The sequence below is a fragment of the Micromonospora sp. ATLC16 genome, from assembly GCF_057196645.1.
Map to the genome: position 1 here is coordinate 43230 of NZ_JBXUOW010000006.1, position 12237 is coordinate 55466.

The 12237-nt window shown below is 71.5% G+C and carries 10 protein-coding genes and 2 pseudogenes; 5 read left to right on the forward strand and 7 right to left on the reverse strand.

All coding sequences use genetic code 11. From position 1 onward, the window contains the following. The first annotated feature begins 117 nt into the window (after window positions 1-117). Together AC2CHE_RS04425 and AC2CHE_RS04430 are read left to right on the forward strand one after the other, a co-directional pair. Complete coding sequence (locus tag AC2CHE_RS04425) at window positions 118-1386, forward strand: DivIVA domain-containing protein (RefSeq protein WP_484503599.1); 1269 nt, start codon at window positions 118-120, stop codon at window positions 1384-1386. Window positions 1387-1571: 185 nt separating this feature from the next. Beyond that, entirely contained in the window at window positions 1572-3749 is a 2178-nt protein-coding gene (locus AC2CHE_RS04430) for a coiled-coil domain-containing protein (RefSeq protein ID WP_484503600.1), read from the forward strand. A 165-nt stretch (window positions 3750-3914) separates the two neighbouring features. On the opposite strand, the pseudogene AC2CHE_RS04435 reads toward AC2CHE_RS04430, so the two are convergent. Beyond that, a pseudogene (locus tag AC2CHE_RS04435) lies at window positions 3915-4129 on the reverse strand (hypothetical protein); the annotation flags it as partial. 224 nt (window positions 4130-4353) lie between these two features. Between AC2CHE_RS04435 and AC2CHE_RS04440 the strand changes: the two are divergent. Next, window positions 4354-4641 (forward strand): annotated as a pseudogene (locus AC2CHE_RS04440) (helix-turn-helix domain-containing protein); the annotation flags it as partial. A 58-nt stretch (window positions 4642-4699) separates the two neighbouring features. Then, window positions 4700-4882: a DUF397 domain-containing protein gene (locus AC2CHE_RS04445; RefSeq protein WP_484503601.1), complete on the forward strand. Its 183-nt coding sequence runs from the start codon at window positions 4700-4702 to the stop codon at window positions 4880-4882. A gap of 197 nt (window positions 4883-5079) precedes the next feature. On the opposite strand, the gene AC2CHE_RS04450 is transcribed toward AC2CHE_RS04445, so the two are convergent. The 5 genes from AC2CHE_RS04450 to AC2CHE_RS04470 form a co-directional block, all read right to left on the reverse strand. Beyond that, window positions 5080-5889 (reverse strand): alpha/beta hydrolase, encoded by an 810-nt coding sequence (locus AC2CHE_RS04450; RefSeq protein WP_484503602.1) that lies wholly within the window; start codon window positions 5887-5889, stop codon window positions 5080-5082. Further along, the gene (locus tag AC2CHE_RS04455) at window positions 5886-6215 is read right to left on the reverse strand and encodes a hypothetical protein (protein WP_484503603.1); all 330 of its coding nucleotides are present in this window, start codon (window positions 6213-6215) and stop codon (window positions 5886-5888) included. The genes AC2CHE_RS04450 and AC2CHE_RS04455 overlap by 4 nt, the downstream gene beginning before the upstream one ends. Window positions 6216-6250: 35 nt before the next feature. Then, window positions 6251-8035: a 3-hydroxyacyl-CoA dehydrogenase family protein gene (locus tag AC2CHE_RS04460; RefSeq protein WP_484503604.1), complete on the reverse strand. Its 1785-nt coding sequence runs from the start codon at window positions 8033-8035 to the stop codon at window positions 6251-6253. Window positions 8036-8195: 160 nt separating this feature from the next. Beyond that, window positions 8196-9293, reverse strand: coding sequence for an alpha/beta fold hydrolase (locus AC2CHE_RS04465; protein ID WP_484503605.1), 1098 nt, complete (start codon window positions 9291-9293; stop codon window positions 8196-8198). 39 nt (window positions 9294-9332) lie between these two features. Continuing rightward, on the reverse strand, window positions 9333-9797 hold the full coding sequence (locus AC2CHE_RS04470) for an FHA domain-containing protein (RefSeq protein ID WP_484503606.1): 465 nt from the start codon (window positions 9795-9797) through the stop codon (window positions 9333-9335). Window positions 9798-10048: 251 nt separating this feature from the next. On the opposite strand from AC2CHE_RS04470, the gene AC2CHE_RS04475 reads away from it, so the two are divergent. Beyond that, a complete protein-coding gene (locus AC2CHE_RS04475) occupies window positions 10049-11545 on the forward strand; it encodes an aldehyde dehydrogenase family protein (RefSeq protein ID WP_484503607.1) in 1497 nt (498 codons plus the stop codon). 12 nt (window positions 11546-11557) lie between these two features. Here AC2CHE_RS04475 and nucS read toward each other — a convergent pair whose 3' ends face one another. Continuing rightward, the gene (nucS, locus tag AC2CHE_RS04480) at window positions 11558-12217 is read right to left on the reverse strand and encodes an endonuclease NucS (protein ID WP_484503608.1); all 660 of its coding nucleotides are present in this window, start codon (window positions 12215-12217) and stop codon (window positions 11558-11560) included. Window positions 12218-12237 lie beyond the last annotated feature (20 nt).

Below are 12237 nucleotides of genomic sequence, written 5' to 3' on the forward strand. Positions count from 1 at the left end.
GCAAGATCGCGTGTCGCCCTGGTGGTCGGCCCCGGCCGAGAGTTGACCATGTAATGCGGGTGGCAAAGAATGCCACGCTCTTGCGAAGCACCCCGGGGAGTCTGCCAGTATGTCCCAATGCCCCAGCAGCAGTCCTCCCCTCTCGCGTTCTTCGATAACGCGAACTCGCAGCCAGATTTCACGGTTGGCCTGCGCGGATACAACACCGGTCAGGTCGACGACTTCATCGGCCGGCTGAACGCCGCGCTGAGCCAGGCCAACAAGGACCGCGCCGACGCCGAGCAGGCGCTCAACGACGCGCAGCGCCGGCTCCGGCAGTCCGAGCAGCGGCTCACTGCCCTTGAGCAGAAGCTCACCGACACCAGCAAGCAGCTGGAGGAGAACAGCCGGCCCACGCTGTCCGGCCTCGGCACCCGGGTCGAGCAGATCCTCCGGCTCGCCGAGGAGCAGGCCAACGACCACCGCAACGAGGCCAAGCGCGAGTCGGAGGGGATCCTCTCCGCCGCCCGCCTCGAAGCGCGGGAGATCACCGACAAGGCGCGCGCCGAGTCGGCAGCCATGAAGGCGACCGCCGAGCGAGAGGCGGGCAACGTCCGCACCGCCGCCGAGCGCGAGGCCGCCGAGGTGCGCGTCCAGGCCCGCCGCGAGGCCGACACACTACGCGCCGACGCGGACCGGGAGACCAAGCAGCTGCGTACGGTGACCGCCCACGAGGTCGCCGAGCTGAAGTCCACAGTGGAACGGGAGGTGGCCACCCTGCGGGCCACCGCCGAGCGCGAGATCACCCAGCAGCGGGCAAAGGCCGCCCGCGAGGCCGAGGAGAAGCGCGCCGAGGCGACCAAGCTGCTCACCGACGCCCGCGACAAGCGCGACAAGGACCTTCAGGCCCTGGAGTTGCAGCTCGCGGAGCGACGGGAAAAGGCCGAGCGCGAGGAGTCGGAGCGGCACGCCGCCCAGGTCGCGCAGACCCAGAAGCTGGTCAACGAGGCCGAGCAGCGGGCTCGCGCCGCGCAGGACCGGGCCAAGGAGATCGAGCAGCGGGCCGAGGCCCGCCGGGTCGAGTCGGAGCGCACCGCCACCGAGACGGTGGAGAAGGCCAAGGCGCTGTCCGAGCGGACGCTGAGCGACGCGCGCGCCGAGTCGCAGCGCCTGCTCAACGAGGCGCGCACCGAGGCCGAACTGACCACCCAGGCGGCGCGCCGCGAGGTCGAGGACCTCACCCGGCAGAAGGACGCCGTCACCTCGCAGCTCGGGCAGATGCTCTCCGGCCTCGCCGGCATCGTTCCGGGCGTGCCGAACAACGCCGCCGCTGCCGGGGGCGACAAGCCGGCGGCCAAGAAGGCGGACGGGGCGGACGACAAGGTGACCGCGGAGACCTCCAGCTGATCGAATTACCGGGGCATAATCCACGGCGCGGGGTGACATCGGGTGACCGGTGACACCCCGCGCCGCCCTGCGTTTCGCGGTGCCCAGGCCGGCTACCAGCATCGACTTTCCCGCGCCGTGAAGTAGGTCCCAACAGGGGCGTCCGTATCGCCCCAGGAGGGCCCGATGCGTGTGAGGATGGGAGCATGTCGCACGGCGAGGAACTGTTCGCGCTCGGCGGGGACGTGACCACGGAGCCCAGCTTCGAGTCCGCCCTGCGGGGGTACGAGAAACGACAGGTCGACCGATACGTCGCTCGTGCGGAGCACGAGATCGCCGCGCTCGCGGCCGAACGGGAACAGGCGTACACCCAGATCCACAAGCTCGCCGGCCAGGTCGAGGTGCTGCAACGCGACCTCGCCCAGGTGCGCAAGCAGGTCGGGGTCGTCGACCGGGCCGCCTTCCGGCACCTCGGGCCGCGGGTGGAGCAGATCCTCATGCTGGCGGAGGAGCAGGCCGAGGACATCCTCTCCGCCGCCAACGAGGAGATCGAAGCCCGCCGGGCCGCCGCCGAGCACATCATCGAGGAGGCCCGCGTCGCGGCAGCCACCGCGCTCAAGGATTTCGAGATCGCCCTGGCCGCCCGCCGGGCCGAGGAGGAGCGGCAGGCCGCGGCCCGCCGGGCCGAGTCGGAGGCCGCCGCGAAGTCCGCGAAGGAGGAGGCCGCCCGGCTACGCAAGTCCGCTCAGGAGGCGCTGGCCCGGGCCCAGCAGGAGGCGACGCAGCTCCGGGACGCGGCCAAGGAGATCCACAACCGGGCCCAGCAGGAGGCGACAAAGCTGCGCGACGCGGCCCGTGAGGCGCTCGCCACCGCCCAGCAGGAGTCGACCCAGCTTCGCGACGCCGCCAAAGAGGTGCACGTCAAGGCCCAGCAGGAGGCGCGACGGTTGGTCGACCAGGCCACCGAGGCCGGCCGGGCCACCCACGCCAAGGCCCAGCAGGAGGCCAAGCAGATCATCGACGACGCCGCTGAGGCCGGCCGGGCCGCCCGCGAAAAGGCCCACCAGGAGGCCGAGCGGCAGAGCACCCAGGCGAACGAGGCGGCCAAGCGCACCCGCGCCGAGACCGAGGCGTACGCCCAGCGCATGCGCAGCGAGACCGAGGCGTACGTGCAGCAAGCCCGGGCGCAGGCGCAGCAGGAGTTGGGCGCCTGGCGGGCCGGGGTGGAGAAAGAGGTCAACGGGCGACGCGAGGCGGCCGACCGGGAGCTGACCGAGCGCACGGCGACCGCCGAACGCGAGTTCACCGCCCGCCGCGATCAGCTGGAGAAGCAGTACAAGACCCGCAACGCCGAGCTGGACGAGCAAATCCGCACCCGTACCGCCGAGTTGGAGTCCGGGTTCGAGACCCGTCGGTCCCAGTTGGAGTCGGAGTACTCCGCGCGGAAGAACGAGATTGAACAGGGCGCCGACCAGATCCGCCAGGCCGCCGAGCAGGAGGCCGCCACGGTACGCGGGCGGGCCGAGGAGCAGGCCGGTGAGCTGCTGCGCCAGGCGGAGACCGAGTCGGCCGCGAAGCGACGCGAGACCGACGAATACGCCGAGACCACCCGGCGGGAGGCGGACGAGCACGTCACCGCCGTACGGCGGGAGGCGGACGAGCACGTCGCGGCGTCCCGCCGCCAGTTCGAGGAGTACGCGGCCACCACCCAGCAGCACCTGGCCACCACCCAGCAGCACCTCGCCGCCACGCAGCAGGAGGCCGCAGCCGGCCGGCAGCAGCTCGCCCAGGTGATGCTGGAGATCGCCAAGGCCCAGCAGCAGCTCGCCGACCTGCGTCAGGAGACGTGGAAGTCCCGGCAGGAGTCCGACGAGCTGGAGCGCAAGCTGCTCGGCCTGCGGCTACAGGCCACGTCAGCGCCCGACGGGTCGACGCCACCGGCGGCTGCCGCTATGTCCACCAACGGGGCACATCCCACCGGCGTCTCGACGAACGGCACTCAGCCCTCCGGCGACCCGCTGGCGGTCGCTCCCGCCGGCGGCGCTGCCGACCGCCCCGGCGACGATGCCCCGGCCGGGGGCGGCCGAGCCGGTGACCGGCCGAGCGGCAACGATGCCGAGCCGGCGACGAAGCCGGTCGCGGAACCGGTCACCACTGTCGAGGATTCCGCGCCGGCCCGACCGGCGGCCGAGCCGACAAGCGTTGACGGCGACACGGCGAGCGAAGGGCTGGACGGCGAGCCGACGGTGGCGGCGGTCCCCGGCGAGGGTGGCCGAGGCGCCACCCCGACAAAGATCACCAGCACCGGCGAGAACGGCAAGCGCCCGACCAAGCCGACCACCGACGAGCGGAGCGCCAAGCCCAGCAAGGTCACCTCCGACTGACGTCTCGCCCTGGGCGTTGGCCCGGATCGGCTACGGCCCACCTCCAACGGCGAGCCGCCGCCGAGGGCGGCTGACGTCGGCGAGGACGCTGTCCCAGGCACGGCCAGGCCACCCCGCCCCGGAAGTCGGCATGGACGCTGGGGTGGGGCGCGCCCTGCCACCGGGCGTTGAGGTGGTAGAGGTCGCGCATGGCCTCGTGCATCAGGCCGGCGAGGTAGATCGACAGGCCCGGTCAGGTTGTGTTCGTACTCCGCCCGCAGCAGTAGTCGCGCCTCCCCACAGGGCCAGGGCTGCCCGTCGGTGCGGCAGCACCAGGTAGGCCGTAGCGGGGTGTGTGGTGGTCGAGCCGGCACGGCGGCGCGCGCGTTTGACACATCAATCTCCGGAGCGGGTCTGGGTAGGGCCGCTCGCAGGGGGATTGCGAGCGGCCCCCGCCCGAACCCGTCCGCGCCCTCCGGGCAACGAACGAATCCGGCATGGCTGACAGTTTGGTGACGGGACCGTTACCGTCGGAAGGCATCGAGGCTGGTGGTGGCCCTGGTGCGTGACCCGGAGGCCGGCGACGGACGCCGAGTGATTCTCGGCAGGCGATTGTGGAGGCAGTGTGGAGCAGACCACGGCGGATCTGATCCGGTCACAGCTACGCCGGCTGCGCGTCGCCGCCGGGCACAACCAGGAGGAGTTCGGGAAACTGGTGCACTACTCGGCGTCCATGGTCTCCGCCGTCGAGACCGGCGCCCGGCCGTACGATCGTCAGCTGCTGGCCCGGGCCGACGAGGTGCTGACCTCCGGCGGGCTGCTGGTGTCGCTGCTGCGGATCGCCGAGCGGGAAGGACAGCCGTCCTGGTTCCTGCCCTGGCTGGACGCCGAACGCCAGGCCCGGCAGCTCCGGGCAACGAGGCGCTGTCCCGCCAGCAGTCGATCGCACTCCTCAACGAGATGGTGAAGTCATGGCCCTGAACGGCGCGACCTGGCGTACCTCCACCCGCAGCGGGAGCACCGACTGCGTGGAGGTGGCCGACAACCTGCCCGGCGTGGTGGCCGTCCGGGACAGCAAGGACCGGCAGGGTCCGGTGCTCGCGTTCACCCCGTCGACCTGGCGGTCCTTCGTCGCCCGGCTCAAGCAGGCGTGATCCGCCGCGGCTGCCCGCACCGAGCCACCCACGCCGTCAGCTCGACATCGCGCCCGCACCACACCCCAGGTTCGCGCAGCGGCTCGCCGGCCAGGGCGGCATGATCCGCCGGCACCCTCGGTGCCGTGATCGTCAGTCTGGTCGGCCTGACCTGTCGATCACGGCAGACCGGCACCGGCCTTCGTCGGGCCGGGAGCTCAGTCGGCCTGACGCTGCGGTGGGCCGGACACCGGCGTGTCGGCGAACGCGGCGACCGTCCGGTCGGCGTACGCGCTGGCGTCGCCGGTCTCCATCGGGCCGTCCCAGGTGGTCGGCAGCGGCACCGCCACCGCCGGGTTGACCCGCCGGACCACCTCGTCCAACACCGTCTCGGCGTCGCCGACCCAGAGGTGCTTGGCACCGGGTACGCCGACGACCTCGGCCTGCGGTATCGCCGCGAACTGCTCGCGGGCCTGCTCCGGGCGAAGGTAGTCGTCGAACTCCGGCACCAGCGCGGTGAGCGGCTTACCCGACTCGGCCCACTGGTCGAGGTCGGACCGGCCGGAGTAGCGCAGCGGCGGGGAGAGCAGGATCGCGCCGGTCACCGCCGGGTCGCAGCCGTAGCGCAGCGCCAGGTCGGTGCCGAACGACCAGCCCAGCAGCCAGACGTTCGGCAACTCGTGGAACTCGGCGTACTCGATGGCGGCGGCGACGTCGAAGCGCTCGCCGACGGCGGAATCGAAGCTGCCCTCGCTGGTGCCGCGTACGCTGCTGGTGCCCCGGGTGTTGAACCTGAGCACGGCCAGGTCGGCCAGGGCGGGCAGGCGCCAGGCCGCCTTGCGGAACACGTGGCTGTCCATCATCCCGCCGTGGGTGGGCAGCGGGTGCAGACAGACGAGGGTCGCGGCTGGCTCTCGGTCGACCGGGCGGGCCAACTCGCCGACCAACCGCAGGTCGTCCGCGGTGTGCAGCTCGATGTCCTCCCGGTGCCCCGGCAGGATCGATGAGGCGCGAATCGGTGTGCTCATGCTTCCAGTCTCCCGTTCCGACGGCCGCGCTGGATGACCGGGGCACGGCGGTCGCGGGCGCGCCAACAGCCGGTGTGCCAGTGCCGCCGGTCGGTCAGGTCACCCCGGCCGTCCGCCGGCCAGGCGACCACGTGCGCCACGCCGGGCCGGATCTCCTGGTCGCACCCGGGGCAACGGTACGTCTTGGTGGACGCGCCACCGCTGATGCCGCGCACCTGCCACTCGCCGTCCCGCCACTGTTGGACTGCGGCGACGCCGTGCCGGGCGCGGTCGGTGTCGAGGTGCGCCGCATCGTCGCGGCGGGGACGGTTGCGACGGGGACTCACGTCGTCAAGCGTACGGTCGAGCTGCCGTGACCCGGTCAGCGGCGGGTGTGGTCGCGGAAGCCGCGGCCGGTCTTGCGGCCCAGGTAGCCCGCGGTGACCAGGTGCTCCAGCAACGGCGCCGGGGCGGAACCGGGCTCGCGCAGTTCCAGGTACAACTCACGCTGGATGGCCAGCGCCACGTCCAGGCCCACCACGTCGAGCAGCTCGAACGGGCCCACCGGGTAACCACAGCCCAGCTTCATCGCGTGGTCGATGTCGTCGGTGGTGGAGTAGCTGGCCTCCAGCATCCGCACCGCGTCATTGAGATACGGGAACAGCAGCGCGTTGACGATGAAACCGGACCGGTCCCCGCAGACCACACCGGTCTTGCCCAGCGTGGCACTGACGGCCTGAGCGGTGGCGATGGTCTCGGCAGAAGTACGGATCGTTCGAACGATCTCCACCAGCGGCATCGCCGGGGCCGGGTCGAAGAAGTGCAGACCGACCACGTCGGCCGGCCGCTGGGTGGCCATCGCCAGCTCGATCACCGACAGCGAGGAGGTGGTGGTCGCCAGCACCATGCCCGGCTTGCAGATCTCGTCCAGGCTGGCGAAGAGGGCCTTCTTGACGCTGAGTTCCTCGACCACCGCCTCGACCACCAGATCCACGTCGGCCAGGTGGTCCAGCGCCGCCGACCAGTTGATCCGCCCGAGCGCGGCGTCCCGGTCCGCCTCGCTGAGCCGGCCCCGGACCACGCCCTTGTTGAGCGAGGTCCGCACCGCCTCGAAGACCCTGGCCGACTGCTCCGCACCCCGGGTCACCGACACGACCTCGTAGCCGGCGTTGGCGAAGACCTCGATGATCCCGGTGGCCATCGTCCCGGAACCCACGATGCCGATCTTGGTGACCGCCGCGTCGGACAGTGCCGGTTCCGCCGGGGTCGGCGTCTGCTCGTCCGGTACGACCCTCGGCGAACCGGGCCGCTCGTAGGTGTAGAACCCCCGGCCGGACTTCCGCCCGAGCAGCCCGGCGGTCACCATCTGCTTCAGCAACGGCACCGGGGCGTGCCGGCGGTCCCGGCCACCACGCCGGTACATGGTGTCCAGGATCTCGTACGCGGTGTCCAGGCCGATCAGGTCCATCAGCGCGAGCGGCCCCATGGGTAGCCCGCAGCCGAGCTTCATCGCCGCGTCGATGTCTTCGCGGGTGGCGTACCGGGACTCGAACATGTCGACGGCGTGGTTGAGGTAGCCGAAGAGCAACGCATTGGCGATGAACCCGGCCCGGTCACTGATGGTCACGTCAACCTTGCCGAGCCGTCCGCAGAGCGCCTCCACGTCGGCCACCACGTCGGCCGAGGTGACCACCGTACGTACCACCTCGACCAGCTTCATCACCGGTGCCGGATTGAAGAAGTGGATGCCGATGACCTGGTTGGGGCGCGCGGTGGCCACCGAAATCTCGGTGACGCTCAGCGACGAGGTGTTGGTGGCGAGGATTGCCTCGGGCTTGCAGACCCGATCCAGCTCGGCGAAGAGCCGCTGCTTGAGGTCGAGGTGCTCGGGCACCGCCTCGATCACCAGGTCCACCGCGTGCAGCGCGTCCAGCCCGACGGCGAAGTCGACCCGGGCCAGCAGGGCGTCCCGGTCCGCCTCGGGAAGCTTGCCCCTGGCCACCGCCCGGTCCGTCGAGCCGGTCAGGTTCGCCCGCCCCCGGTCGAGCGCGGCGTCGGAGATCTCCACGGCCACCACGTCGATGCCGTTGCGGGCGAAGACCTCGACGATGCCGGCACCCATGGTGCCCAGACCCACCACACCGACGCTGGTGAACTCGCGCGCCACGATCCGGCCTCCCTGTCCACAACGGCACGGCCCGACATGAACGGCCGCTAAGGTTATGCGCGCGAGTCTGCCAGGTGACGCACCGTTGTCGAGACGCCGTGGCACATGTCACCGATGTCAGGTTCACCCACCTGGCGGGTCGGCGCGGGCGCCGGGCCGGTCACCGGCCCGGCGCAGACCCGGGTGACCCGGCTCGGGCCGGGTCGGCCGCGGCGAGGGCGAGCAACTCCACGACGAGCTCCGCCGGGCGTTCCAGGTGTGGGCTGTGCCCGCAGCCGGGCAGCACCACCTCCCGGTAGCTGCCGCCGGTCCCGGCGTACCGGTCGAGCACCGCACGGGTCTGCCCGATCATCGGCTGCGGTGGGCACTCCTGCGGCCCGGGCCAGCCGGGCACCACGCCCAACGCCCCCAACTGTGCCAGGTCGAACAGCGAGGTGTCCGAGACGATCACGTCGGACTCACCGCGGATCCAGGTGATCGGAGGCTTCGGTGTCACGGCCACCAGCTCCTCGGCGACCCGGAAACGCGCGAGCGCGTTGAGCACGCCCCGGCCGCCCGGTGCGCTACCCGGCCAGTTCGTCGAGGACACCGCGTCGCCGGGGTAGTTGTCCGGGCCGGTGGCGGTGGAAAGAACGCTGTCGAGCAGCAGTTCCTCGTCGTCGCCGAGGCAGGCGGGGTCCGCCACGTACGCGGTCCGCAGCACACTGCGCGGGCTGGTCCGCGCCTCGGCGCTGCGGTCACCGGCGGCCAGCCGCGTGACGAAGTCGCCGCTCGTCGTGCCCGCGCCGGAGCCGGCGAGGTCGGGCGTGTTCGGGGTGCCGGCCAGGTCTCGGGTGGCGCCGAAGCCGTACGGGGACACCGGTGCCGCGAGCAGCAGCCCGGCGATCCGGTCGGGGTGGTCCACCAGCAGGCGCATCGCCACTCCGCCACCGAGCGAGTGGCCGACCACCACGGGCCGGGCGTCCTCGGGGAAGAGCGACGGCTCGTCGAGCAATGCCGCCACGTCGTCGGCGAAGTCGGTCAGGCCCCGGTTGGCGTCGACCGGGGCGGTCTGCGTGGCGCCGTAGCCACGCAGATCCGGCGCGACCACTCGCAGGGTATCCGGCAGGCGGCGCACCAGCGGCTCCCAGAAGGCGGCCGAGGAACAGTTGCCGTGCACGAGCAGCACCGGCACGCCGTCGACGGGTCCAGCCACCCGGACGGCCTGGGTGATTCCGTTGGCGGTCACGACCTGCTGCTGGGTCTCCATCCGCGGCATGCTGCCACGATCGACATCGCCGGTCCAGATGGTCGGTGGTCAGCGGCGGACGCCGGCTGCGGCTGCGGCGTCCGGCGCGCCGGCCTGCCCGGGCACCACCGGTGTCGCGACCGTGGCGGGCAGCGGCCGGATCGGTCGTCGCTCCTGGCGAGGCAGTTCGAAGCTCAGGCCCACCGGATCCGTCCGGGCCACGCCCGGGTCGAAGAACCTCAGCTCGGTACCGCCGATCCAGATCACGTCGCCGTCGCTGAGCCGGACGACCTCGGTGACCCGGTGGTCGTTCACCCAGGTCCCGTTGGTGGAACCGAGGTCCACCAGAGAGGCACCCTCACCGGCCCGCCAGATCTCGACGTGTCGACGGCTCAGGTGCGGATCGTGCACGACGATGTCGACCGCCGGGTCGCGGCCGATCACCTGCGGTCGACGCGGCAGCCGGAAGCGTCGCCCCCGCATCGGCCCGGCAGCCACCGTCAGCAGCGGCATCAGCTGCGGATGTTCCTCCATGGACAGTCAGTCCTTCCACCCGTGCGACGATCTCGAGTCAGCGTGTCATCACCGGGTGTGCACCTTCACCATCCGGCCGGACGCGTACCGGTAACCATCCGGGTGCTTTGTGTTCACATCTTCCACGGCGGCCGGCAACGGAACTCTTGTCCGGACGAGAGGTTCATCCGAATCAACCGCCCGGACGGCCGGGAGAATTCACCCGTTTCCCCTGCCTACCGGTGAGTAATTTTCGCGTCTAGACTTCCGCCATGACGGCTGTGCTACCTCCCGGCACCCCAGCGATCCAGGGCAGACACCTGATCTCGACCAGCCCGGCCTCCGGTGACGAAGCGGGACGCGTTCCGGTCGCCGCCACCGTCGACGTCGAACGTGCCGTCGAGCGGGCCCGCGCCGCCGGCCAGTGGTGGGCAGGGCTCGGCTTCACCGGGCGGCGGAGGCGGCTGCTGCGCTGGCGGCGGCTGCTCGCGCAGCGAATGGAAGAGTTGGCCGGCCTGATGCACGCCGAGGGCGGCAAACCGGTCGCCGACGCACTCGTCGAGATCGTGACCGCCGTGGAGCACGTGGACTGGGCGGCCCGTAACGCTCGGCGGGTACTGGGCCCCCGGCGGGTCCGCTCGCGGCTCGTCCTGGCCGAGTTCTCGGCTCACCTGGAGTACCAACCGCACGGCGTGGTCGGCGTGATCGGTCCGTGGAACTATCCCGTCTTCACCCCCATCGGTTCCATCGCGTACGCGGTGGCGGCCGGCAACGCCGTGGTCTTCAAGCCGAGCGAGTACACCCCGGTCGTCGGTCAGTGGCTGGTCGACAGCTTCGCCGAGGTGGTGCCCGAGCATCCGGTGCTCAGCGCGGTGCACGGCCTGGGTGAGGTCGGCGCGGCCCTGTGCCGGGCCGGCGTCGACAAGCTCGCCTTCACCGGCTCGACGGCCACCGCGAAGAAGGTGATGGCGGCCTGCGCCGAGTCGCTGACTCCGGTGCTGTTGGAGGCCGGCGGCAAGGACGCCATGATCGTGGACGCCGACGCCGACCTGGACGCCGCCGCAGAGGCCTGCGTCTGGGGAGCGATGACCAACGCCGGGCAGACCTGCATCGGCATCGAACGCGCCTATGTCGTGGAGCCGGTCTTCGACGCGTTCGTCGACAAGGTGGTCGAGCGCGCGGAGCGCCTCACCGTCGGCCCCGATGACGCCGACATCGGTCCGATCACCATGCCGAGTCAACTCGACGTCATCCGACGGCACATCGAGGACGCGGTGGCCCGTGGTGGTCGGGCGGCGCTCGGCGGGCCGGACGCGGTACGACCGCCGTACGCCCACCCGACCGTGCTGGTCGAGGTGCCGGAGGAGGCCGCCGCCGTACGCGAGGAGACCTTCGGACCGACCCTGACCGTCAACCGGGTCCGCACCGTCGACGAGGCGCTCGCTCGGGCCAACGCCCTGCCGTACGGCCTGGGTGGGTCGGTCTTCGGTCAGCGGCGCGCGATCGCGATCGCCCGGCGGTTGCGCTCCGGCATGACCTCGGTCAACTCGACGCTCACCTTCGCCGGCATGTCCACCCTGCCGTTCGGCGGGGTCGGCGAGTCCGGTTTCGGCCGGATCCACGGCGAGGACGGGCTACGCGAGTTCGCCCGGGCCAAGGCCGTCACCCGCCGCCGGGGGCGTTCACTGCTGCCCTCGACCACGTTCGAGCGCACCCCGGCCGACGTCGCCCGGCTGGTGAAGGCCGTCAAGCTGCTCTACGGCCGGTGACCGCGGCGCCGCCTAGAAGAGCGTCAGCTCGTCGCGCTCGATGCCGCGCAACCGGTCGTAGTCGACCACCACGCAGCGGATCCCCCGGTCGGAGGCGAGTACCCGGGCTTGCGGCTTGATCTCCTGTGCCGCGAACACCCCGGCGACCGGGGCGAGCAGCGGATCCCGGTTGAGCAGTTCCAGATAGCGGGTGAGCTGCTCGACGCCGTCGATCTCGCCACGGCGCTTCACCTCGACGGCGACCGCGCCCTGGTCGGCGTCCCGGCAGAGCAGGTCGACCGGGCCGATCGCGGTCATGTATTCACGACGGACGAGGGTGTACCCGTCACCCAGCGTCTCGGGGTTGGCCGCCAGCAACTCCTGGAGGTGAGCCTCCACGCCGTCCTTGCGCAGCCCGGGATCGACACCGAGTTCGTACGAGGTGTCCTGGAATATCTCCTCCAGGGTGATCCGCAGTTCCTCGCCGGCCTTGTTGACCACCCGCCAGACGCCCGGGGCCTCCTCCAGCCGGCACGGCGGGCTCATCCAGTTCAACGGCTTGTACGCCCGGTCGTCGGCGTGGATGGACACCGATCCGTCCGCCTTCACCATCAGCAGCCGGGTGGCCGGCGGCAGGTGGGCCGAGAGCCGTCCGACATAGTCCACCGAGCATTTCGCAATCACCAACCGCACCCGAGCAGGGTAGCGGAGTC

What these genes read in the sequence shown, in the direction of transcription:
- AC2CHE_RS04465 (WP_484503605.1), bottom strand. Translation starts at nt 9,293, where the DNA reads ATGCCGCGGATGGAGACCCAGCAGCAGGTCGTGACCGCCAACGGAATC.
- AC2CHE_RS04445 (WP_484503601.1), top strand. Translation starts at nt 4,700, where the DNA reads ATGGCCCTGAACGGCGCGACCTGGCGTACCTCCACCCGCAGCGGGAGC.
- AC2CHE_RS04470 (WP_484503606.1), bottom strand. Translation starts at nt 9,797, where the DNA reads ATGGAGGAACATCCGCAGCTGATGCCGCTGCTGACGGTGGCTGCCGGG.
- AC2CHE_RS04450 (WP_484503602.1), bottom strand. Translation starts at nt 5,889, where the DNA reads ATGAGCACACCGATTCGCGCCTCATCGATCCTGCCGGGGCACCGGGAG.
- AC2CHE_RS04475 (WP_484503607.1), top strand. Translation starts at nt 10,049, where the DNA reads ATGACGGCTGTGCTACCTCCCGGCACCCCAGCGATCCAGGGCAGACAC.
- AC2CHE_RS04430 (WP_484503600.1), top strand. Translation starts at nt 1,572, where the DNA reads ATGTCGCACGGCGAGGAACTGTTCGCGCTCGGCGGGGACGTGACCACG.
- AC2CHE_RS04425 (WP_484503599.1), top strand. Translation starts at nt 118, where the DNA reads ATGCCCCAGCAGCAGTCCTCCCCTCTCGCGTTCTTCGATAACGCGAAC.